The sequence below is a fragment of the Spirosoma terrae genome, assembly GCF_010435915.1.
GTDB classification, from domain to species: domain Bacteria; phylum Bacteroidota; class Bacteroidia; order Cytophagales; family Spirosomataceae; genus Spirosoma; species Spirosoma terrae.
In genome coordinates this window covers 156,774-178,927 of sequence record NZ_JAAFZH010000011.1, presented here as the reverse complement: position 1 = coordinate 178,927, position 22,154 = coordinate 156,774, and the positions used below count along the sequence as shown (strand labels likewise).

Genomic DNA, 22,154 nt, shown 5'->3' with positions numbered 1-22,154 from the left:
TGAGTGAAACAATCGTTGAATTAACGTTAAGTATGTTCTATTTCAGTAGCATCTAATGAGGTTCCAAACTCAAATACCCATTACAAGTTCTATAGATAGCCACTCACTGCTACTATCACTCTGAGCAGGCTTCTTTCTATCTCGTAGTAAAGAAAAAATAGAATCAGCCCTAAGGAAATGTTTGATAACATAAGGCCACATAGGCCAAGCAATAATGGCCACAGGCTACGTTCGTTTTGAATTAGTACGAGCGCATTGATAGTTATTTACCAGACAGGGCACCGAATAAAAGCTTCCATTAAACCAGAAATTTAAACCTCTTTGTGCCTTTTCTCGCAGAAGTATCCTAAGTTTGCAAAAAGAATTAGTCTAAATAACAACAGCATCAATTAAGAAGCTGTTGTCTGGGCTAGTCAACGACTGAATAAGCCGACGATGACCGCAAAAAAACTGATTGGGAAAGTTCACCTTTGGCTCGGATTATCATCTGGGCTCATTGTCTTTGTTATCAGCATCACAGGCTGTATACTAGCGTTTGAGCAAGAGATTAAAAATGCCACTGAACCCTATCGGTTTATTCAGCCCCCTGCTAATGGCAAACTTTTGCCACCTTCTGTACTCAAAGCAAAAGCAGAAACGGCACTTCCGGGCAAAACGGCGAATGGTGTTCTCTATGAAGAATACGGACGTAGCGCTACGGTAGGCTTCTATAATCTTGATCCAGAATTTTACTACGTCGTCTACATCAATCCGTATACAGCCGAAATCCTAAAGGTTTGGGACGAAGACGACGACTTTTTCCATTTCATCCTGCACGGCCATTACTATCTGTGGCTACCCGAAAAAATTGGCCAGCCTGTTGTAGCGTCTGCTACGCTTGTTTTCCTGACATTATTAATCAGCGGCCTGGTACTTTGGTGGCCTAAGAACAAAGGCGCGGCCAAACAGCGATTCAGCATTAAGTGGAGCGCGGCCTGGCGTCGTAAAAATTACGACCTCCATAACGTAATGGGCTTCTATGTATTGGTAGTTGGGCTAATTTTTGCAATAACCGGATTGGTCTGGGGATTCCAGTGGTTCTCCAAAGCGTTGTATCGGGCAACGGGCGGTGCTGGCTCGGCGGAGTACTACATTCCGCCATCCGATTCAACAGCCACGCCACTTGTTCCATCGACGGCAGCAGCTGTTGATAAAATCTGGTTGAAACTTCGACAAGAAAACCCAACCCAACAGGGCATTAACCTGTCCTTCCCCAAGCTGGCCAGCGAGTCTATTTATTCGTACGTTAATTACCGGCCTGGTACGTATTATACCGTCGACTACCACTATTTCGATCAACGTACGCTAAAGGAATTATCTGCCGATAGTCCATACACGGGCAACTATGCTGATGCGAATCTGGCCAAGAAGCTCCGTCGGATGAATTACGATATTCATATTGGCGCTATCTGGGGACTGCCAGGTAAAATTCTGGCCTTCTGTGCCAGCCTGATCTGTGCCAGTTTGCCAATTACAGGGTTTCTGATCTGGTGGGGACGACGCACCAAAAAACGCCCCGCTAAACGATTGTCGGCTAAACGTAACGTTGCGGTTCGGACAATGGCGTAATTAACTCGTCAGTACCGTTACGGTATCGCCCACGTTTATTGTGCCTCCCTGAAGCACCTTAGCCGTCATACCACCATGACCGCGCATGGCATTGTAACCACCTGGCCCTAAGGCCGTTTCCATTTGCGAACACGGATGACACTGTCCGGTGATCTGCAATATCACGTCGCCAATCTGTAGTTTCAGATCTTTCAGCGCCAACAGATTTAGGCCCGAAATGACAATATTCCGCCGAACTAACGACGGATCGACCTCATCACGACCCGTTAAGGAAGCAACCGCAGGAAGATGCTCGGCCTGAATCAACGTAACGTGCCTGTTACCACTCTGCCCACTATAATGATCGCCAACGAGCCCTTTCTTTTCATCGGCTTCCACCGACGTAACAACCTCAACGGCCTTTTTCCGCTGAGGCCGAATGCCAATCCAGTCTACTTTTCCCGGTTGCGGGAATACGTTAAAAAGCTCTTTAATAGTATCCATAGCCATAGTTGAAAACAGATCGGCGACGTAGCGCCCTCTATTATGTCAATAACTCTTTCAGGGAGTTCATGGCTATCGTTGGCGCACTTTTTTCGTAAAGAATTGCATAAACGGCATCCACAATCGGCATCCGAACGTTAACTTCCTGATTGATTTCATAGATACTTTTAACAGCGTAGTATCCTTCTGCAATCATATTCATCTCAGCCTGAGCCGATTGAATTGTGTATCCTCGCCCAATAAGCGTTCCGAACGTTCGGTTTCTGCTAAATGGCGAATAGGCCGTAACTAACAGGTCGCCCAGATAGGCGGATCCACTTAAATCGCGATGTTTGGCATAAATGGCATCCACGAAACGACGAATTTCCTGCATGGCGTTGGACACCAGTACGGCTTGAAAATTATCGCCATACCCAAGGCCACGGGTAATGCCACATGCCAGTGCAATGATATTTTTCATCACAGCACTATACTCGATACCATAGATATCATCGACGGGCGTTGTTTGTACAAAACGACAACGTAACAAATTCGCTACGTTGTCGGCACAGGTCGGATCAAGTGAAGCAATGGTCAGATACGAATACTTTTCGAGGGCGACCTCTTCGGCGTGGCAGGGGCCAGCAATTACCGACATCCGCTCGACTGGCACATTGTATTGTTCGCTCACCCAATCAGTAACGAGCTGATTAGCCCCCGGAATCATACCCTTGATAGCCGAAATTACTCGTTTACCGGCAAAATGCTCCGGCTTGATTCCCGTTAGGGCGTCGCCCACAAAAGCAGCCGGAACGGCTAAAACTACGTACTGACTATCCCGAAAAGCTTCCCTGATTTTTGTACAGACTTTCACCTTACGCGTGTTGATCTGAACATCGCTCAGATAGCTCGGATTATGACCAAATTTCTTAATGTGCTCCGCATCTTCCGTTTTGCGAAGCCACCACTTAATACTGACATTGTTTTCAGAAAGAATTTTCACGAGCGCAGTGGCCCAACTCCCTCCTCCCACCATTGTCAGCCGAATGGGTTGCGATACTTTCATAGGGTAAAGAAAGGAAGAAAGCCGATGCATGACAACTTTTCCGTATTGGCCCCCCCGAGAAAAATAAAACCTCCCGATACGTATCGGGAGGCTATTTTATGGCTACTATGGCTCAAGCAATAAAAAGGTAAATGCACAAATTCAACTTCTTACTCGCTTTCTTTTTCGTCTTTCTTTTTATCCTTGTTCGGATCACGCTTAGCCACGATCTCGCCATCTTTCAGCTTCTTCGACACCGCAATAAACGGACCTGATATGATTTCCTCACCCTGTTTTAAACCCGATAGAATCTCAATATTTTCAAAATCGCTGATACCCGTTTTGACTTCCCGCTGAACAGCTTTGCCGCCTATGTTCACAAAAACAATTTCCTTCGGCTTTTCCTTCTTCTCCGGTTGCTCTGGCTCCTGCTGTTTTGATTTGTCATTTCCGCTACCCGACTGCTCCTTCTCTCCGGTTGCATCAATACCAGCCCCTCGCGTTGTAACGGCGGCAATCGGCACAGCCAGTACGCCCAATTTCCGGTCGGTAACAATCTCAACCGAAGCTGTCATTCCCGGCTTGAACGGGTAACCCTTTTTATCTTTCAGGGCTAATAAATCCGCGTACGACTCATTCAAAATTTTGACCTTTACTTCAAACTCCGTAACGGCATCCGCCGAAACCGTAGCAGCTGCTGATGCCCCCGAAGAGCTGGTCAATCCATTAGCCGTGTTGGCTATTTCATACACCACCCCTTTGAATTTACGACCAGCCATTGTGTATGAGTCCACTTCGATATCGGCCGTATCGCCCAGATTTACCCGAACAATGTCATTTTCGTTAACATTGACCCGTACCTCCATATTCTGAAGATTGGCGATACGCATAATTTCGGTACCGGCCATCTGCGACGTACCAACTACGCGCTCTCCCAGTTCGATATTCAGTTTGGAAACCGTACCGTTCACGGGCGAATAAATCGTGGTTTTACGTAAGTTTTCGCTGGCGTCGCGCAGGCTGGCTTCGGCGCTCTGAATATTGAACTGTGCGGCCCGCACGTTGGCATTAGCCGCTTCAACTTCCTGTTTCGCTACGTTAAAATTGGCTTCGCTGGTTTCCAGATCAGCCGAAGAAACAACTTTATCAGCAAATAGCTTTTTGTTACGATCGTAGTCGGCTTTAGCCCGAATCAGTCGGGCGTTCGATTGGGCAACCGATGCTTTTGATTGTTCGAGCTGGGCCCGGCTTTGATTAACCGTTGCCTTTGCCCGCGCCAGCAGGGATTCATAGTTATCAGGACGAATACGGCATAAAAGCTGGCCAGCCTTAACCGGATCACCTTCGTTCACGTAGAGTCCAATAATCTCGCCCGATACATCGGGGCTGATTTTCACTTCAACTTGTGGTTGAACGCGCCCTGATGCACTGACGCGTTCTATAATATTAGCTCGTTTGACGGTGGTAAAATCAACTTCTGTGGGTTTCGGTTTGCCAATGAGCCCTGTTTGTTTGGCAGCTACTAATCCGCCCACCAACACAATAACCAGCCCACCTAATATCCACCAAATCCTGTTTGACTTTTTTTTCATAGAGTGAAATGTATAATGAATAATGTAGAATGTAAAACGGTAGATTGTCTTTTTAAGAAAATTTACCGCTATTATTCATTACACATTACCCACTAGAAACTTATCGGTTTATTTTGATAGTAATCTAAAATTTTAGTCCGGAAAACGTAATCGTATTTCGTCTGAATCAGGCTCGCCCGGGCGCGGTCGAGGTTTGTTTTAGCAATAGTATAGTCCGTTGCGTTAATTGCCCCTGCGTTCAAACGGCTTTCGGCTATTTGAAAAGCGCGTTCCAGCGACTCTACCTGAACCTTCGTGGCCCGATATCGATTAGCACTGGCTTTCATATTCGTATAGGCCGTTTCGATCTGCTGTCTTAGGGTCAGGCGAGTATTCAGCGCCGTTAGTTCGGCATTCTGCTGCTGAATTTTGGCCGTCGTGATACGGTTACGCGATACGTTCCCCTGGAAGATCGGGACTCGCAAAAACAGAGACGCCGACTGGCTGAAGTTGTTCTGCAGCTGCGATCCATAGGAAATCCCTGAACGATCATAGCCGGGTGCCATTGTTGTTACCGGCAATTGAGCGCCCGTGACCGGATCGGTAAAAAAGCCAATCGTTTGTGGCGTAGAGGAACCATTGAGGGTTTGCATACTGGCCGCACTCGAAAACAGGGTGCTCAGGTTACCATTCAGCGATAATGTTGGATAGAGTCCACCTTTCGCCACCTGTACACCCAACGTAGCGCTTTTCACCCGCAAATCAGCACCTTTCACTTCGGGCAGATTGGTTTCCGACACATCATAGAGCTGCTGTACAGTGGCCGTATAGGGATCAAGACCTGGGTCTGGTACATTAACGGCCTCTACTTCAATATCCTGATTAATCGGCACATTCATTGATTGAAGCAAAGCCACCTTCGCTAAATCAAGCGTATTCTGAGCCGTAACAATATCGACTTCATTACTAGCCAACGTAGCGCGAAGCTCGAACAGGTTGGCCTCTGGTGCTGAACCTGCACTTACCAAACGTTGCATTCGATCGAGCTGAGCCCGCGTAACATCCGCCTGCCGTTGCGTTACAGCAAGTTGTTCAGCGCCGGTCAGTACGTTCAGATAGTTGGACGCAACGGTTAACGATACGTTGTTTTTTGTAGCATTCAGTTCCTGCTGGCTAGCCTGCACAGCCAGGTTATTCTGTTTGATGGTATTCTGCAACACGCCACCATTATAGAGCGTTGCGGACGCATTAAGCTGGTAACTACTCGAATTAATAGTCTGCTGTACGAATTCGTTTGATTGCGGGTTAATGCTACGTCCACCATTTATAGACTGGTTCGCCTGAAAAACGGCGGTCGGCAATAAATTCAGCCGCGACTGACGTAACTGCAAATCGCTGGTCGCAACCGTAAGTTGCCCCTGACGAACCGTTAGATTGTTCTGCTGGGCAATCTCAATACACTGCACTAAATTCAGTCGGGAAGGCGCTGCATTGTTCGATCCAACTACGGCATTGAGTGGTGAGGCCGGAGTAGATGTGTTCTGTGCATACGTTCCAGATAGAGTTGTTGTTAACATCAGGGCAAAAGCCACCCCGACTGGTTTCCACGCCACTTGCATGTTCGCTGGATTTTGATGGTTCAATGTTACAAACTTACCTTCGGGGCAACTATTATTTTGGGATAAACGGCGCAAACTAAGCATGTTTCTGGTTTATAATTCGGATATACTTACAGAAGACGAATGTCAATTACCGATCAACGACCGGGCATTTCAATATGGCGATGGTCTGTTCGAAACAATTCGTTACGAAAAGAATCATCTCTGGTTCTGGTCCGACCATATGGATCGGCTTTTATCGGGTATGTCGGCATTTCGCTTTCAGGTTCCTTCAACCTTTAATGGATCGTTATTGCAAGAGCACGTTCATCGGCTACTTTCGCTCAATAAACTAACGAATCAGCCTGCTCGAATCAAAATTCAGGTCTGGCGACAACCAGGTGGTCTTTATACGCCAGCAACTCAAGCGATCAATTACCTGATTACGGTACGAGCCGGGCATCCATTTCAAATCACTAACCAGACAAAATTAGGCGTTTATGATGCGTTTCGTCTGTGCTCATCACCTGTTTCGGCCTGTAAAACCCTGAATTCGTTACCGTATATTTTTGCGGGTTTGTTCAGGCAGGAACACGGCTTTGCGGATGTGGTTCTTCTGAGTACAGACGGCTATTTAGCTGAATGTGTAGCCTCTAATCTATTCTGGTTCCGGAACAATACGCTCTACACGCCCTCTCTCCAGACGGGTTGTATCAACGGCATTGCCCGTCGTCAACTACTACGTCATTTTCCGGTTGTGCAGGAGGGCTTATTTCTGCCTGCTGCCCTTAACGACGTCGACCTGGTTTTTGCGGCAAACGTAATGGGGATTCAGGTATTCAGTGGCGGCTGGTCAGGCACGCAGTTCGACCAAGTCAGGCAAATTTTCATGAACTTATCTGTTTAAGTTAAGCAAATAGGACTCCTCCATTCATAACCATCTTACGATGGTAGCTACCTGTAGATCAAGTGACGTGCCACCATTGCTACTGCCTGAAAAACAACATTTTATGTACCAAGAAATCCTTCCAGCGTCCGTTCTCGGACAGTTATTTTGTCAAAATCGGACAGCGTGCCTCGACTCGCCAGCCCACTAGAGTCGGTTAGTAAAACGATGCCAGTAGATCTACTTTCTGCTATATTTACTTCGTAAGCTTTTCCGTGTTGCAGGTTATTTATCATAAATGATCGGGATTTAATACGGCTTACTCTTCAGCTATACTTATTCTTTTTTCTTCGAACCAATAAGGCTTCTTCCGACTTACTGGTTTATGAACGTAATGAAACAATTCCAGGACTTACCAACCCGTCGTCAGGAACAACTGATGGCTTTCGACCGCCTACTGACTATCATGGATGAGCTTCGTGCCCAGTGCCCCTGGGATCGAAAGCAAACGATGGATAGTTTACGTCATCTGACCATTGAAGAAACCTACGAATTGTCTGATGCTATTCTTGAAAAAGATACAACCGAAATCCGCAAAGAACTGGGGGATATTCAATTACATCTGATTTTTTACGCCAAAATCGCATCCGAAACGGGCGATTTCGATATGGCCGATGTTCTGAATAGTATCTGCGATAAACTGATTAGCCGTCACCCGCACATCTACGGAGATGCTGTTGCCGAAACCGAAGAACAGGTGAAAGCCAACTGGGAACAACTGAAGCTTAAAGAAGGCAACAAGTCGGTGTTAGGCGGTGTTCCTGGCTCGTTACCAGCCCTCGTTAAAGCCATGCGCATTCAGGAAAAGGCGCGGGGAGCGGGGTTCGATTGGGAAGAAAAACAGCAGGTATGGGCAAAAGTAGAGGAAGAAATGCAGGAGTTCAAGGCCGAATTCAACGCCGAAACCAACAACGCTCTTGATCCAGACCGAGCTGAGGGAGAGTTTGGTGATTTGTTATTTTCGCTGGTCAACTATGCCCGATTTATCGATATTAATCCAGAAACAGCGCTCGAACGGACAAACAAAAAGTTTATCAAACGCTTTACGTATCTGGAACAGCAGGCGCGGGCGCATGGAAAATCGCTGAGCGAAATGACACTAGCCGAAATGGACATATACTGGAACGAAGCGAAAAAAACGCCGGGGTTGAGCTGATTTTAGGATTAAACTGATTTTTCTTCAGACACTATGCGAATAGCCTTTATCACGGATATACACATCGACGAGGCCGGTAAACAGCCTAAAGGTATCGACGTTCGACAGAATTTTCTTAAGGCGCTGGCCTTCCTTCCTGAACTGAATCCGAGCTGCCTGGTTATAGGTGGCGACGTTTGCAACACCGTTGGCGATCAGGCTATCTATGAGTGGGTTAAGCAGGAACTGGACAAATTGCCATTTCCGTACTACGTTATTCCAGGCAATCACGACGATTCGGTTCTGTTGGCTACAGTGTTTCGTCGGGCCCATAACCTGCACGACAATGAGCTTTATTTTGCCTTACCTCTGGAGGGCCGCCCAACCTTGTTTCTGGATACCTCGAAAGGCGAGTTATCGCCTAAACAATGGACGTGGCTGAAAAACTACATGTCTGCTCTTCGCGACAACAACGTGCTGGTGTTTATGCACCACCCACCGTTGCCCGCCGACGTAACGTTTATGGATAATAAATACCCATTTCGTCAGAGCGAAGAATTTCTTGACCTTGTCAGAGAATCACCCTGTCATGTTACGGTTGTATGTGGCCACTACCACGTAGAGAAAGTGGTGCAACGTAGCAACCTGCTGGTGCTTCTGACCCCATCGACCTTCTTTCAGATGAAACATGACCCGGCGCAGTTAGTTGTTGATAACCATTGCGTTGGCATTCGCGAAATCAACCTGACCACGCACGGTACGTCCAGCACGGTTCATTACCTTTGACGCATTGCTACGTAATGAATTGTTCCACCGTAATGCTACGTTTTTTCGGTACCAGTTTTATCACCCTGCTCATCAGCCTCCAGGCTCTGGGTCAGCTTAGTGACTATCGTGTTTTGTTTGGGTATACCACGGCTCAATCGCAATCCAAGATTGTGCTACGTCGGTGGCAGCAAAATGGCCAGACTCGTTACCTCGTTGTCAATCCCAAAAGTCTGGAAACAGCAGTTGTTACCTTGGCAGCCAACCAGGTTAAAGCAGTGCCCTGGAAAACACTGGCCCAACAATTTCAGCAATCGGCTTATATCCGGGCTATTCAGCGAGAGCAGCAGCGCGATCAAAATCTACAGGACGCGGGCCTTGAACGGGCCGATACTACCGAACGGGGTTTTAGCCTGACAATCGACCTGTGTCCGTCGAAGAAACCGCTTACCCGCTCCGTATTTGAGCAAATGATTGCCGCGTTTGAGCCGGAAGAAAAGCCAATTCCAGTCACGATAACGATAACCGGACTATGGATGGAAGCTCATCCTCAGGATCTGGCTTATCTGAAAGATCTGGTTAAACAGGGCGAACTGGACATAACCTGGGTCAATCACTCCTTTCATCACCGTTACGACCCTCGCCTGCCACTACCCGTTAACTTTATGCTGGAGCCCAATACGAATCTTAACGACGAGGTATTACTCAATGAACAGGCCATGTTGACAAACGGCCTGATTCCTTCTATTTTCTTCCGTTTTCCGGGACTAGTTTCCGATAAGGCTGTCTTTGATCGGATTCTTGCCTTTGGACTACTACCGATCGGCAGCGACGCATGGCTGGCCAAAAATCAGCAACCCAAGCAGGGCAGCCTGGTTTTAATTCATGCCAACGGAAATGAACCGCTCGGTATTAACGATTTTATCAACCTGATACGTCAAAAAGCCACTTCAATCAAAAACAAGCAATGGCTGCTGTATGAGCTTCCAACGAGCGTTGCCGATAGTATTGAAAAATAGTCGGTAAGGTCTATTGTTGCAGCCGTTTCTCCAACGATTCAACCTTCTGCCTCAGCAGTTTAATTTCGTTTACGAGTTCTTTGATGTCGCCCTGCTCTTTTTCCTGTTCTTCTTCAACGAAGAAATTGGCGACGTAACCCGTGAACGTACCAAACAGCCCTACCCCGGCAATCATCAGAACAGCGGCAATGAAACGCCCCAGCGTTGTGACGGGAAAGCGATCGCCATAACCAACGGTTGTAATGGTAACAAACGCCCACCACAAGGCGTCTGATGGCGTTTGAATATTGGCGCCCGGAACTCGCTCTACGTAGAGGATGGCGACAGCGCCAAAAATCATCAGCAATATTGAACTCAACAAAACGACCAACAGCGTTCCGTTGGCCCGATCGCGAAAGATATAGGTCAGAAATTCACGCATAGACCGAAAGGCCCGCACCATGCGCAGAATGCGTACTACGCGCACTACCTGTCCTAACCGAAACCAATTTAGAGCCGGTATACTGGCTAACAAATCAATCCAGCCCCACTGCAAAAACTTTAGTTTGTTGGGAGCCAGGTAGAACCGGAGAAAGAAATCGAACAGAAAATAAATACAAATTCCCGTATCAATCTGATCCAGTAGCTGCCGGGAATCCACATGCATCGGTACCAACTCCCTGACAAAAAGAGCCAAGACAACATAAACTGACAAGACCAGCATAATAATCTGATGTAATGTCAACTTTGATGAATTTGATCGACCCATAATATGCGTTCGGCTAGTTGGTTGCGCGCTGTAAACCTATCCAATAGATAGCAAAGTCCCCTAAAAATAGAAAACAAAATCCCGTTAAGGCTTAACGGGATTTCTAACTGGCCATCAAAACAATCAGGTGCATTACCAGGCACTGGCAGTGTTCAGTTTCTCGATGGCTGCTTGATCTACTGTTAGTTCGGCGGCTCTGGCGATGTCGTGTAGTTGCTCAACACTGGTAGCGCTGGCAATAGGAGCCGTGATACCCGGCCGGGCAATAAGCCAGGCCAGCGAAACCTGAGCAGGGGTTGCCTTATACTGCTCAGCGACTTCATCGAGCGCTTTCAGAATTCGGAATCCACGATCGTTCAGGTATTTTTTCATGCCCTGTCCCCGCTGACTCTTCGCAAAATCGGCTTCGGAGCGATATTTTCCGGTCAGAAATCCGCTCGCCAATGAAAAATAACCGATCACGCCCAGGCCATACTTCGTAACGATTGACTCGTATTCTGTCTCGTATTTCTGGCGGTCATACAGATTATATTCAGGCTGTAGACTCTGATAGACCGGGTAATTGGACGTAGCACTGACTTCCAGTGACTCAATCAGCCGTTCTGGCGAAAAATTAGAAGCGCCAATAAACCGTATTTTACCCGCTTTTACGAGTTCATCAAACCCTTCAAGCGTTTCCTGAACGGGCGTATCCAGATCATCGTAATGCGACTGATACAAATCGATATAGTCAGTCTGAAGACGCTGAAGCGACGCATCGACCGCACGTTGCATATAGGCTTTCGACAGTCCCTTTTTATCGGGAGCCATTTCGCTGCCCAGCTTCGTTGCAATGATCACCTGATCGCGTTTCCCGCTTTTCTTCAGCCATTTACCAATAATTGTTTCTGACTCACCACCCTGATTGCCCGGCACCCACTTTGAATAGACATCGGCGGTATCGATCAGGTTAAAACCAGCATCGACGAACGCATCCAGCAATTGAAAGGAAGTAGACTCGTCGACGGTCCAGCCAAACACATTACCGCCAAATGCCAGGGGAGCAACCGATAGATCGGAACGACCAATGGTACGTTTTTCCATTACGTTGTTAAGTTTTGTTGTATTCAACTCATGTATCTATCCGACAACACCCTGACTGAAACAACAGTTTTCGGAACGGCCAAACTTTTGCTTTGTGACGAACATAAAAAAGCCTGCCATTCGATACGTATCGAATGGCAGGCTTTAGACAATCAGAAAATTAGTCTAGCGCGACGAATAGTTTGGTGCTTCTTTCTGAATCTGGATGTCGTGCGGATGGCTCTCGCGCGATCCCGCCGTCGTGATTTTCACGAACTTGGCTTGCTGCAAGGCCGGAATATCGCCCGCACCACAGTAGCCCATGCCCGCTTTCAGACCACCAACCAACTGATACGTAATCTCAGAAACCTTTCCTTTGAATGGTACCCGGCCAACAATCCCTTCTGGCACCAGTTTCTTGATGTCGTCTTCGGCATCCTGGAAGTAACGATCCTTCGAACCTTCTTCCATAGCCTCAACGGATCCCATACCACGATATGTCTTAAACCGACGGCCTTCATACAACACGATTTCACCCGGCGCTTCTTCGGTACCCGCCAGTAACGAGCCAATCATAACCGTACTAGCTCCTCCCGCAATCGCTTTCGTGATATCGCCCGAAAAGCGGATACCACCGTCAGCAATCACCGGTACGCCGGTTCCGACCAGGGCTTTAGCTGATTCATAAACGGCGGTCAGCTGTGGCATACCAATACCGGCAATGATCCGTGTTGTACAGATACTTCCGGGACCTACGCCAACTTTCACGGCATCGGCTCCCGCATCGGCCAAAGCTTTAGCGCCATCGCCCGTTGCTACGTTACCAGCAATTACCTGAAGATTCGGATATTTGGTTTTGATACCACGTACCGCATCCAGTACGCCTTTTGAGTGGCCGTGAGCGGTGTCGACACTGATTACGTCTACCCCTGCTTTCACGAGCGCTTCGATACGCCGGTGCAAGTCGGGCGTAACGCCGACAGCAGCCCCTACCCGTAAGCGACCCAATTCGTCTTTGCAGGCGTTTGGATGGCTTTTCTTCTTCAGAATGTCCTTGTACGTAATTAATCCAACCAGATAGTACTGATCGTCAACGATGGGCAGTTTTTCGATACGATACTCCTGAAGAATACTCTCCGCTTCTTCCAGTGTCAGTCCCTGTTTGGCCGTGATTAATTTCTCACGGGTCATCACATCCGTAACTGGCTTAGACAGGTCGTTCTGGAAGCGAAGATCACGATTGGTTAGAATACCAACCAATTTCCCGGAGTCATCAACAACCGGAATCCCGCCGATTTTCGACTCGCGCATAATTTTGTGCGCATCGCCCAACGTAGCGGTTTCAGCCAGCGTAATGGGATCAATAATCATCCCACTTTCGGAGCGTTTGACTTTGCGGACCTCTTCGGCCTGAGCCTCAACGCTCATATTTTTATGGATAATTCCGATGCCTCCCTCCTGCGCCATTGCAATGGCCAACGCCGATTCCGTAACGGTATCCATAGCCGCAGAAATAAGCGGAATGTTCAGTCGGATTGTGCGTGTAAGTTGAGAAGTAGTACTGGTATCGCGTGGAAGAACCTCCGAATAGGCAGGCAGCAGCAATACGTCGTCGTAGGTGAGAGCCTCGTAAAGAAACTTACTCGTATCTAAGCTCATGGCAAATAAACAGGTGGTGTTATTTGCCGGACAAAATTACGAAGAAATTGTGAATATAAAAATGAAGCGTCTTACTTTCTACATCAATTGAAAGATGCACTAATAGATTTCAACAGCCGGTATGACTGGCTAAAATAAATCATACCGGCTGCGGCAGCAAGCGTAGCATTTAAGGACAGACCTGATAGGTGGCTGAATTATCTTTAACCCAGTCTTTAGTAACAACCGAAAGATCGCTGACGCAAATGGTTTGAATTCTATTATTGTTACATGATACCGCTTTTAGCTGATTATTGTTTCTCAGATCTAATGAAGTCAGTCGATTATACATGCAATTGAGGGATGTTAGTGCCCTATTCCTGCTAACATCCAATGAGGATAGATTATTATTGCTACAATCCAAGTTGGTTAAGGCCGTATTTCTACTGACGTCCAATGTAGTTAGCCCATGGCCATAACACGCGAGAGAAATTAGAGCTAAGTTTTTACTAACGTCTAAAGACTTTAGGTAATACTCTTGTGGCATCACGGCATCTGTATTATAAATGAGATGCGTTAGGGCCGTATTTTTACTAACATCCAATGACGTTAGTCTATTGAATGAACATTGCAGTATTAATAGGGACACATTCTGGCTAAGATCTAACGACGTGATCGGATTGCTCCCACAATACAGAGAGGTTAATGCCTTATTTTTACTAACATCCAGTGAGGTCAGGCCATTCGCTATACAAATCAGTTCTGTCAGGTTGGAAAAGGCTTCAATACCTTGTAAGCTGCTGATTGACATGAATTCCAAGTCAAGCTTTACTACCTTCTGGGCACTGGCTGTTAGCACTTTCCCATCCTGTATGTCATCAATTCCAAGCTTAATAAGTGCCTTCTCAAAGTTTACATCGGGTACCGGCGTATAGGGATACTCGCCTGTGGTAAAACTGAAAACCGACGTTGTGGTTGCTTTCTTACTGTCTGTTGCCACAATGGTACCGCTTAGAGTAGCCGTATAGCCTACATTTTTTAGCGTATAGGTGGTATCAGTCAGGTTTTTGGCCAGTGTGTCTTTCCAGACAACGGCATACGTAACTGGGTCGCCGTCGGGGTCTTTAGCTTTGGTCCAGCTCAGAACCACATCGTCAGCACCCGTAGCCTGTTTGACCGATACGGAAAAGGCGGCAGGAGGTTGGTTAAGCTGTGGATCATCATTTTTAGAACAGGCACTTACAAACAGGACAAGCAAAAAGGCAATGGTAAACAGTTTACTCATTTGGTAATAACATTAAGATGTAAGCAAAAATTATTGGCAAAATACCTACTGGGATAGGATTTACCAACGAGATCTCTCCCTAAAAGAATAGTCAGCTTGGGGCGAGTTGACTTTCAGGCAAAACAAGAGAAAAAATAGCTACAGGGAGTTGCAGGCTATGTACTCTGAAGACATAGACTTGTTTATTCCACTAAATGGAAAACTGCTTTACAAAAAGGCAGAAGAATCAATTCGTATCTGAATCAACCGGCAGCAATTCGTTATTTGGTTTTCTTTTCGCTTACTTACAACACGTTGCTGTCTTCTTTTTTACCATAACATGAAACCTTCTTTCCCAATCCTGCTGGTCGATGACGACACGGCTACTTTAGACGTGATCCAGCGGGCTTTTTCCCAGTGTTTTCCCGAAGCCAACCTCATGGCCGTCTCCAGTTATAAACAGGCAATTGCATACATCAACGGTCTGGATGGGTACGGTCCTAAACTGATTTTACTAGATCTGGAATTAAAAACGGGACCAACCGGCTTTGATCTGCTCACTCTGATTCGGTTACATCCGCTTGGAAAACTGATCCCAGTCGTTATTCTTACCAGCAATGACAGCGACGACGATATTAGCCATGCCTATAGTCTGGGAGCTAATGCCTATAACCTCAAACCATTCGGCTATGCGGGCTGGAAAGAGTATGTGTTGAATACTCGGGCGTACTGGTTTAATTCGGCCAGGGTACCAAAACTGTACTTCGACGAGGCCGACCAGATAAGCCGATAAGGCCGCTACGTATCGCAACGAACGTATCGCTCCACTATTTGATGGCTATGCTGATTGTTTTTTCCTTACCACTTACTGAGAACTGGCAGTCTTTAAAACTTGGGGCCGACATCTTGGGGCGAAAATTATTGCTGAATCCGTAGGGTTCTTTAGGAATACCGAAAATGCCTTTGTCGAGCTTACCGTTGTCATTGGCATCGTGAAATACGGCGATGGCGTAGTCGCCGGGCTCTACCGAAAACGTTGCCTCTAGCCTTTCTCCTTTCACCGCTACCTGTTTTCCGTCGAAAGCCTTGCCGTCGGGGAAGCTACCATCTGGCTTAAAAATAGCGATAAACACAGCCCCCTTCTGCGTACGGACATTCTGTATCTCAACCGACAAGGTCGTTTTTTGCGGAGATGTACTAGGCTCTTTTCCAACCAGAAGCAGACTCAATGCTGACAGCAAAACAAACATAGACGAAGATTTTTTATAAAAACGGATTTATCTTGCAAGTATGATAGCACAACCGCCACCTCCTAGTAAACGATGGATCACGAGGCCCTTTCCTGATTCTGTTAGCCAACGGTCTGCTATTACGTCTTTACAACAATCGCTCAATATTAGCCCATTTCTGGCGGCTTTACTAGTTCAGCGGGGTGTATCTACTTATGAGGAAGCCAAGGCCTTTTTCCGGCCCGAAATAAGTCACCTGCACGATCCGTTCGCCATGAAGGATATGGATCGGGCCATTATGCGTCTGCAAATGGCTATGCTACCCGAACGGCAGGAAAAAATTCTGATTTATGGCGATTATGACGTAGACGGTACTACGTCCGTAGCGCTGGTCTACAGCTTTCTGAAGAATTACCACGCCGAGATTGATTATTATATTCCAGATCGGTACAAGGAAGGCTACGGTATTTCAACAGAAGGAATTGCCTGGGCAGCCGCCAATGGTTTTTCGTTGATTATTGCTCTCGACTGTGGCATTAAATCGATTGATCGTGTTGCCGAAGCCAATGAACTAGGCATTGACTTTATCATTTGCGATCACCACCGCCCCGGCGATACGTTACCGGATGCGGCAGCCGTTCTTGACCCCAAACGTGACGATTGCACCTACCCCTACAAAGAGTTAAGCGGTTGCGGGGTTGGTTTTAAATTGCTCCAGGCTTTTTGTCTGTATAAAGAAATTGACCTGGAATTGCTGTATCCCCATCTGGATCTGGTAGCGGTTAGTATTGCGTCTGACATTGTCCCACTTACCGGCGAAAACCGGATACTGGCCTACTATGGCTTAAAATATCTTAATACGGCACCACGCACTGGCCTAAAGGCGTTGATTAAAATAGCAGGCTTTTCGCGGGAGTTAGACATTACGAACGTAGTGTTTGGACTGGGACCACGTATCAATGCGGCCGGACGTATTCAGCACGCCAAAGATGCGGTTAGATTGCTTCTGGCCAACTCAGAAGAAGAAGCCGATGAATTTGCGATGGCGATCAACAAACACAACAATAGCCGACGCGAATTTGATACGAGTATAACCGAGCAGGCGCTGGCCATGATCCGTCAGAACGAAACAATGATCAATGCGAAAACAACCGTGCTGTATGATGCCAGCTGGCACAAAGGCGTCATTGGCATCGTAGCGTCGCGTTGCATTGAGCATTTTCATCGGCCAACCATTATTCTGACCCAGTCGCACGACAAAGCCGCCGGATCGGCCCGTTCCGTGCCCGGTTTCGACGTGTACGAAGCCATCGAAGAATGTGCCGATTTGCTGGAACAGTTTGGCGGCCATACGTTTGCAGCGGGAATGACCATGCCAGTACACAACATCGACGCCTTTCGGCAGAAGTTCGAAGAAGTGGTTTCCCGCAAAATAAAGGATGAACAGCTAACTCCGCTGGTCGATATTGATCTGCCCATGAATTTCAGCGACATAACCGATAAGCTCGCCCGGATTTTAAAGCAGATGGGACCGTTCGGCCCGCACAACATGCAGCCGGTTTTTATGACCGACGATGTGTACTTAGCCAGTGAGCCGATCATCATGAAAGAAAAGCACCTGAAAATTGCCGTGAAGCAAGGGAAGTCGGGGCACGTATTGACAGCTGTTGGTTTCGGAATGGCCCATTACGTCGATCAGCTTCGGAGCAACAAACCCTTCTCGATTTGTTACCAGATTGAACAAAATTTCTTCAATGGGAACGTATCATTACAGTTGATGTTGAAGGATATAAAATGTAGCGCGTAGCGGTTTAAAAACCAGTATCAGAAGCCGCCAACAACTAACAGGAATGATTCTTAGAACGGAAAATCTAATTAAGAAATACGGGTCTCGCCTAGTCAACAATAACGTATCGTACCAGGTTGCTCAGGGCGAGATTGTTGGGCTTTTGGGGCCGAATGGCGCCGGAAAAACAACCTCTTTCTACATGGCTGTGGGGCTCGTAAAACCCAACAGTGGCAAGGTTTACATTGACGATATTGACGTAACCGATTTGCCAATGTATAAACGGGCTCGGCTGGGCCTGGGTTATCTGGCCCAGGAAGCGTCTGTTTTTCGGGATTTATCCGTTGAAGAAAACGTACTGGCGGTATTGGAAATGAGCAATCTGCCCAAAAAAGAGCAAAAGGAAAAGGTCGAAGAATTGCTCGAAGAATTTAGTCTTACCCACGTTCGGAAGAGCAAAGGCAAAGTCTTATCGGGTGGCGAACGTCGACGTACTGAAATTGCCCGCGCGCTGGCCGTTGACCCTAAATTTATTCTACTGGATGAACCTTTTGCGGGAGTAGACCCGATTGCGGTTGAAGATATTCAAAGCATTGTGGCCAAACTAAAACACCGCAATATTGGCATTCTCATTACCGATCACAACGTAAATGAAACCCTGTCGATCACCGACCGGGCCTACCTGTTGTTCGAGGGTAAAATTCTGAAACAGGGTACTGCCGAAGACCTGGCGAATGATGAGCAGGTACGCCGGTTATATTTAGGCCAGCACTTCGAATTGAAACGGAAAATATAACGTATCATCAATTATCCCAACACCTCCCTCAGCACGGGCAACGATTTCACTTCGCCAATCGAATCGATGTGAATCTGATAATAGGCCACCAGGGCATCCAGCAATTCATTACGGGCCGACCGGGTTAGTTTAACTAGCGTTCCGAATGGTTGACGTAGCATTTTGTTCAGCGCTGTTTCCATATCGGTGTCCGGTAGAAACGGGTATGAATTTTCCCGTAGCTGATTCTCAAACTCACGGGCGCTTTCGGGGCCAAAACCCAGAAAAAAAGCCAGCTTCAACAGGAACGTAAGGTGAAAGTTCTCGTAGTTGTCGTGTGCTTCCTCCAGAAAGAGAATGGCGTCGGCCAGGAAACGAAACAAAACGGGGTTGCCTGCTTCTTCTTTCAGCACTTTATTCAGCATTTCCGTTACGAATATGGCAATCGTTGACTTGCTTACGTCGAACGGCAGACTCTGGAAAGGGTAAAGCGTTTTTATCTCCGAAATTCGATGTAAATCGCGGTCGTTTTTGTTATAAACGACCATATCCAGCAGCGTCATCGGCTGAAATAACGCAATCCGGTTGTTCTTGCTTTTAGCCGAGCGCACTCCATTGACAATATAACTTTGCAGGCCAAATTCTTCGGTATAGACGCGGGCAATAATGGATGTTTCGCGGTAACGAATATAACTGAGGGCAACTCCCCGTGTTTTTTGCAGCATTATGACTTCACAGTAGACTAACTAAATTACTATCTTTTCATGAAAAAAGTGGCTTCGAAGCGCTATAATTACCGATAAATTTCTTTGCATGAAACTCTACAAAACCCGCTCCGGCATTGTTCTCGAATCAGACAACCTATTTTATCCTGTTCCTGCCGATAACTGGGACGAATTAATTAACCAGGATGACCTATATGCTGTTTTACAACGTATTACGACTGAGGTAGTCGCTGTAGATGATCATCAGCAATGGGTTCAGGCTGGACTACTCGCTCCTATTGGCCGGCAGGAAGTGTGGGCATCAGGCGTTACGTATCTACGCAGCCGCGACGCCCGCATGGAAGAATCCAAGAAATCGGGAGGAGATAATTTTTATGATCGGGTTTATGATGCCGAACGGCCAGAGCTTTTCTTCAAATCGACACCCGAACGGGTCGTTGGACCAGGAGCTAACGTCCGTATTCGGGCCGACTCTTCCTGGAACGTACCAGAGCCTGAGTTAACGTTGTTTATTACGTCGTCGGGCAAAATTGTTGGTTACACCTGCGGTAACGACATGAGTTCACGTAGCATTGAAGGCGAAAATCCATTGTATTTGCCACAGGCCAAGAGCTACGACGGTGCTGCAGCCCTTGGCCCCTGCCTATACGTACCCGAAAATCCAATTGCCCCCGATACGCAGATCCGCCTGGAAATTATTCGCGAGCACCAGGCCGCTTTTACCAATTCAATTGCGATTAGCCAGATGAAACGGCAGCATACCGAGCTGGTCTCTTTCCTGTATCGCGAATGCTCGTTTTCCTATGGCTGTTTCCTGATGACGGGTACTGGCATTGTGCCGCCGGACGACTTTACGCTACGTTCGGGCGACGAAATCAGAATCAGTATTGATGGCATTGGAACGCTGGAGAATGTGGTTGAGTAGGCGGGTGGTTTTCCGTATTTTTGACGAGAACCTGTACTGTCAGCTATGATTACAGACCTATCGCAACTCGACCCAAACGGAACTTATACCTACGCAGACTATCTGAAGTGGAGCTTCGAGCAAAGTGTAGAGCTTATCAAGGGTAAGCTCTACAATATGTCTCCTGCTCCTCGTGCCGCGCATCAGCGCGTGGCTATGCGTATTCTGCATACCTTATTCAATCAATTTGCCCAACAATCGTGTGAGGTATTTGCAGCTCCCTTCGATGTTCGCTTGCCAAATCCCGATTATGAGCCAGGTTTTAATACAAAAATCCATACGGTTGTTCAGCCCGATATTTGTGTAATCTGCGACGCAGCTAAAATTGACGAATTTGGATGCGTTGGGCCGCCTGACTGGATTATTGAGATCACGTCGCCATCAACGCATAAGAAAGATTTTAACGAAAAATTTGACTTATACGAATCGGCTGGCGTCCGGGAATACTGGATCGTCGTTCCCAAAAGCGTCGAGATCTACGTTTATGCTTTAGTGGACGGTCGTCTGGAGCAAGTTGAGGTGTACGAGCAAAATAGCAAGGCCACATCAACACTTTTCCACAACTGACGATCGATACCAATAAAATTTTTGGTGTTTAACCAGCACATTTCTAGCTGGAAATCACTCGGATGCTTGACTTCACTCCTTCTACTTTCTCCCGAAGCGCTTCCAACGATTGATCCATAACCGTTACGTGTCCCATTTTACGGAAAGGCTTCGTGATAGCCTTTCCGTAAAAGAACGGAAAGACGCCAGAAACGGCCAGCAGGTTTTCCAGGCCTTCGTACACAGCGGGGCCAGTATAGCCATCCTCTCCCAGCAGATTGACCATAGCAGCTGGCTGATAGACTTCAGTATCGCCAAGCGGATAATTCAGAATGGCGCGCCAATGTTGCTCAAACTGCGACGTTACGTTAGCCCGGATTGTGTGGTGACCGCTATTATGCGGACGTGGCGCTACTTCGTTGATCAGTACGTTTCCTTTTTTATCCAGGAATAACTCCACTGCCAATAAACCAACAATACCGAATGCATCGGCCGTTCGGCGGGCAATATCCTGTGCTTTCTGATTGATGTCAGCAGAAATGTCGGCGGGAGCAAATAAATAGTCGACCAGGTTTAGTTCAGGATGAAAAACCATCTCAACGGTCGGAAAGGTCTGTACGTCGCCCCGCTCGTTACGAGCAACGATGACGGCCAGCTCTTTGTCAAAATCGACGGCCTTCTCGAGAACACCCGGCGCATCGAAGGCTTTGCCCACATCGGCTACGGAAGCAATCCGCTGCACTCCGCGCCCATCGTATCCGTCGCGACCGAGCTTATGAAAGGCTGGCAGAAAATCGGGTTGCTGAATCTCGATCATTGCTACGTCGGCCCGGTTTTCGGTCAGTATAAAATCGGCCGTTGGTAAGTTATGATCGCGGTAGAACTGTTTCTGCAATCGTTTATCCTGGATGGTACGAATAACCGAGGGTTGCGGAAACACTTTTTTACCCTCACGCTCCAATGCCTCTAACGCATCGACATTGACACGCTCAATTTCTATCGTCAGCACATCAACCGACTGGCCAAACTGATAAACCGTATCGTAATCGGTTAGTGATCCCTGCATGAACGTGGTGCAAAGAGTCCGGCAAGGCGCTTCGGCATCGGGATCGAGAATGTGGACACGTAAATTCCAATCGATAGCGGCCTGGAGGAGCATAAGCCCAAGCTGCCCTCCGCCGAGTATACCAATAGTAGGAGTCAAAAGAGTGAACGAGTTAGTGGCCAACGAATCGGCCCAGTGAACGGCAAAATTAATCAATCGCTTT

Annotated in this window: 21 protein-coding genes; 10 read left to right on the top strand and 11 right to left on the bottom strand. The window is 47.3% G+C overall.

The features are described from left to right. Positions 1–435 precede the first annotated feature (435 nt). The gene (locus GK108_RS21595) at positions 436–1,608 is read left to right on the top strand and encodes a PepSY-associated TM helix domain-containing protein (protein ID WP_163952995.1); all 1,173 of its coding nucleotides are present in this window, start codon (positions 436–438) and stop codon (positions 1,606–1,608) included. Here GK108_RS21595 and GK108_RS21590 read toward each other — a convergent pair whose 3' ends face one another. From GK108_RS21590 to GK108_RS21575, 4 genes are all read right to left on the bottom strand, one after another. Then, positions 1,609–2,091, bottom strand: a complete 483-nt coding sequence (locus GK108_RS21590; protein WP_163952993.1) for an MOSC domain-containing protein — start codon at positions 2,089–2,091, stop codon at positions 1,609–1,611. 40 nt (positions 2,092–2,131) lie between these two features. Further along, the gene (locus GK108_RS21585) at positions 2,132–3,136 is read right to left on the bottom strand and encodes an NAD(P)H-dependent glycerol-3-phosphate dehydrogenase (RefSeq protein ID WP_163952991.1); all 1,005 of its coding nucleotides are present in this window, start codon (positions 3,134–3,136) and stop codon (positions 2,132–2,134) included. 149 nt (positions 3,137–3,285) lie between these two features. Then, entirely contained in the window at positions 3,286–4,707 is a 1,422-nt protein-coding gene (locus GK108_RS21580) for an efflux RND transporter periplasmic adaptor subunit (RefSeq protein ID WP_163952989.1), read from the bottom strand. Positions 4,708–4,799: 92 nt separating this feature from the next. Then, positions 4,800–6,305 carry a TolC family protein gene (locus GK108_RS21575; protein WP_163952987.1) on the bottom strand — a complete coding sequence of 502 codons (1,506 nt, stop codon included), beginning with the start codon at positions 6,303–6,305 and terminating at the stop codon, positions 4,800–4,802. A gap of 82 nt (positions 6,306–6,387) precedes the next feature. Between GK108_RS21575 and GK108_RS21570 the strand changes: the two genes are divergently transcribed. The 4 genes from GK108_RS21570 (at position 6,388) to GK108_RS21555 (ending at position 10,149) form a co-directional block, all read left to right on the top strand. After that, complete coding sequence (locus tag GK108_RS21570; RefSeq protein ID WP_163952985.1) at positions 6,388–7,191, top strand: aminotransferase class IV; 804 nt, start codon at positions 6,388–6,390, stop codon at positions 7,189–7,191. Positions 7,192–7,564: 373 nt separating this feature from the next. After that, positions 7,565–8,386 carry a nucleoside triphosphate pyrophosphohydrolase gene (gene mazG, locus GK108_RS21565; protein ID WP_163952983.1) on the top strand — a complete coding sequence of 274 codons (822 nt, stop codon included), beginning with the start codon at positions 7,565–7,567 and terminating at the stop codon, positions 8,384–8,386. A gap of 33 nt (positions 8,387–8,419) precedes the next feature. Next, positions 8,420–9,151 carry a metallophosphoesterase family protein gene (locus GK108_RS21560; RefSeq protein ID WP_163952981.1) on the top strand — a complete coding sequence of 244 codons (732 nt, stop codon included), beginning with the start codon at positions 8,420–8,422 and terminating at the stop codon, positions 9,149–9,151. Positions 9,152–9,165: 14 nt separating this feature from the next. Then, on the top strand, positions 9,166–10,149 hold the full coding sequence (locus GK108_RS21555) for a polysaccharide deacetylase family protein (RefSeq protein ID WP_246225058.1): 984 nt from the start codon (positions 9,166–9,168) through the stop codon (positions 10,147–10,149). A 10-nt stretch (positions 10,150–10,159) separates the two neighbouring features. Here the strand turns inward: GK108_RS21555 and GK108_RS21550 are convergent, their stop codons facing one another. The 4 genes from GK108_RS21550 to GK108_RS21535 all read right to left on the bottom strand — a co-directional run bounded on the left by GK108_RS21550 (position 10,160) and on the right by GK108_RS21535 (position 14,882). Then, positions 10,160–10,897 (bottom strand): potassium channel family protein, encoded by a 738-nt coding sequence (locus tag GK108_RS21550; RefSeq protein WP_163952979.1) that lies wholly within the window; start codon positions 10,895–10,897, stop codon positions 10,160–10,162. 132 nt (positions 10,898–11,029) lie between these two features. After that, on the bottom strand, positions 11,030–11,980 hold the full coding sequence (locus GK108_RS21545) for an aldo/keto reductase (RefSeq protein ID WP_163952977.1): 951 nt from the start codon (positions 11,978–11,980) through the stop codon (positions 11,030–11,032). A 165-nt stretch (positions 11,981–12,145) separates the two neighbouring features. After that, positions 12,146–13,618 carry an IMP dehydrogenase gene (gene guaB / locus GK108_RS21540; RefSeq protein WP_163952974.1) on the bottom strand — a complete coding sequence of 491 codons (1,473 nt, stop codon included), beginning with the start codon at positions 13,616–13,618 and terminating at the stop codon, positions 12,146–12,148. Between the two features lie 169 nt (positions 13,619–13,787). After that, positions 13,788–14,882, bottom strand: a complete 1,095-nt coding sequence (locus GK108_RS21535) for a hypothetical protein (protein WP_163952972.1) — start codon at positions 14,880–14,882, stop codon at positions 13,788–13,790. Positions 14,883–15,201: 319 nt separating this feature from the next. Between GK108_RS21535 and GK108_RS21530 the strand changes: the two genes are divergently transcribed. Next, positions 15,202–15,654 (top strand): response regulator, encoded by a 453-nt coding sequence (locus GK108_RS21530; RefSeq protein ID WP_163952970.1) that lies wholly within the window; start codon positions 15,202–15,204, stop codon positions 15,652–15,654. 34 nt (positions 15,655–15,688) lie between these two features. On the opposite strand, the gene GK108_RS21525 is transcribed toward GK108_RS21530, so the two are convergent. Then, entirely contained in the window at positions 15,689–16,111 is a 423-nt protein-coding gene (locus tag GK108_RS21525) for a DUF2141 domain-containing protein (protein ID WP_163952968.1), read from the bottom strand. A 40-nt stretch (positions 16,112–16,151) separates the two neighbouring features. Here GK108_RS21525 and recJ point away from each other — a divergent pair, with 40 nt between their 5' ends. Further along, a complete protein-coding gene (gene recJ, locus GK108_RS21520) occupies positions 16,152–17,897 on the top strand; it encodes a single-stranded-DNA-specific exonuclease RecJ (RefSeq protein WP_163952966.1) in 1,746 nt (581 codons plus the stop codon). Between the two features lie 43 nt (positions 17,898–17,940). Continuing rightward, positions 17,941–18,672, top strand: coding sequence for an LPS export ABC transporter ATP-binding protein (lptB, locus tag GK108_RS21515; protein ID WP_163952964.1), 732 nt, complete (start codon positions 17,941–17,943; stop codon positions 18,670–18,672). An 11-nt stretch (positions 18,673–18,683) separates the two neighbouring features. Here the strand turns inward: lptB and recO are convergent, their stop codons facing one another. After that, a complete protein-coding gene (gene recO, locus GK108_RS21510; RefSeq protein WP_163952962.1) occupies positions 18,684–19,376 on the bottom strand; it encodes a DNA repair protein RecO in 693 nt (230 codons plus the stop codon). Positions 19,377–19,464: 88 nt separating this feature from the next. Here recO and GK108_RS21505 point away from each other — a divergent pair, with 88 nt between their 5' ends. Then, complete coding sequence (locus GK108_RS21505; protein WP_163952960.1) at positions 19,465–20,301, top strand: fumarylacetoacetate hydrolase family protein; 837 nt, start codon at positions 19,465–19,467, stop codon at positions 20,299–20,301. A 45-nt stretch (positions 20,302–20,346) separates the two neighbouring features. Further along, positions 20,347–20,907, top strand: a complete 561-nt coding sequence (locus tag GK108_RS21500) for a Uma2 family endonuclease (RefSeq protein ID WP_163952958.1) — start codon at positions 20,347–20,349, stop codon at positions 20,905–20,907. A 43-nt stretch (positions 20,908–20,950) separates the two neighbouring features. Here the strand turns inward: GK108_RS21500 and GK108_RS21495 are convergent, their stop codons facing one another. After that, positions 20,951–22,090: a 5-(carboxyamino)imidazole ribonucleotide synthase gene (locus GK108_RS21495; protein ID WP_163952956.1), complete on the bottom strand. Its 1,140-nt coding sequence runs from the start codon at positions 22,088–22,090 to the stop codon at positions 20,951–20,953. Positions 22,091–22,154 lie beyond the last annotated feature (64 nt).

Excerpts from the sequence above, each read along its gene's own strand:
- GK108_RS21595 (WP_163952995.1), top strand. The coding sequence starts at position 436 with ATGACCGCAAAAAAACTGATTGGGAAAGTTCACCTTTGGCTCGGATTA.
- GK108_RS21590 (WP_163952993.1), bottom strand. The coding sequence starts at position 2,091 with ATGGATACTATTAAAGAGCTTTTTAACGTATTCCCGCAACCGGGAAAA.
- GK108_RS21585 (WP_163952991.1), bottom strand. The coding sequence starts at position 3,136 with ATGAAAGTATCGCAACCCATTCGGCTGACAATGGTGGGAGGAGGGAGT.
- GK108_RS21580 (WP_163952989.1), bottom strand. The coding sequence starts at position 4,707 with ATGAAAAAAAAGTCAAACAGGATTTGGTGGATATTAGGTGGGCTGGTT.
- GK108_RS21575 (WP_163952987.1), bottom strand. The coding sequence starts at position 6,305 with ATGCAAGTGGCGTGGAAACCAGTCGGGGTGGCTTTTGCCCTGATGTTA.
- GK108_RS21570 (WP_163952985.1), top strand. The coding sequence starts at position 6,388 with ATGTTTCTGGTTTATAATTCGGATATACTTACAGAAGACGAATGTCAA.
- mazG (WP_163952983.1), top strand. The coding sequence starts at position 7,565 with ATGAAACAATTCCAGGACTTACCAACCCGTCGTCAGGAACAACTGATG.
- GK108_RS21560 (WP_163952981.1), top strand. The coding sequence starts at position 8,420 with ATGCGAATAGCCTTTATCACGGATATACACATCGACGAGGCCGGTAAA.
- GK108_RS21555 (WP_246225058.1), top strand. The coding sequence starts at position 9,166 with ATGAATTGTTCCACCGTAATGCTACGTTTTTTCGGTACCAGTTTTATC.
- GK108_RS21550 (WP_163952979.1), bottom strand. The coding sequence starts at position 10,897 with ATGGGTCGATCAAATTCATCAAAGTTGACATTACATCAGATTATTATG.
- GK108_RS21545 (WP_163952977.1), bottom strand. The coding sequence starts at position 11,980 with ATGGAAAAACGTACCATTGGTCGTTCCGATCTATCGGTTGCTCCCCTG.
- guaB (WP_163952974.1), bottom strand. The coding sequence starts at position 13,618 with ATGAGCTTAGATACGAGTAAGTTTCTTTACGAGGCTCTCACCTACGAC.
- GK108_RS21535 (WP_163952972.1), bottom strand. The coding sequence starts at position 14,882 with ATGAGTAAACTGTTTACCATTGCCTTTTTGCTTGTCCTGTTTGTAAGT.
- GK108_RS21530 (WP_163952970.1), top strand. The coding sequence starts at position 15,202 with ATGAAACCTTCTTTCCCAATCCTGCTGGTCGATGACGACACGGCTACT.
- GK108_RS21525 (WP_163952968.1), bottom strand. The coding sequence starts at position 16,111 with ATGTTTGTTTTGCTGTCAGCATTGAGTCTGCTTCTGGTTGGAAAAGAG.
- recJ (WP_163952966.1), top strand. The coding sequence starts at position 16,152 with ATGATAGCACAACCGCCACCTCCTAGTAAACGATGGATCACGAGGCCC.
- lptB (WP_163952964.1), top strand. The coding sequence starts at position 17,941 with ATGATTCTTAGAACGGAAAATCTAATTAAGAAATACGGGTCTCGCCTA.
- recO (WP_163952962.1), bottom strand. The coding sequence starts at position 19,376 with ATGCTGCAAAAAACACGGGGAGTTGCCCTCAGTTATATTCGTTACCGC.
- GK108_RS21505 (WP_163952960.1), top strand. The coding sequence starts at position 19,465 with ATGAAACTCTACAAAACCCGCTCCGGCATTGTTCTCGAATCAGACAAC.
- GK108_RS21500 (WP_163952958.1), top strand. The coding sequence starts at position 20,347 with ATGATTACAGACCTATCGCAACTCGACCCAAACGGAACTTATACCTAC.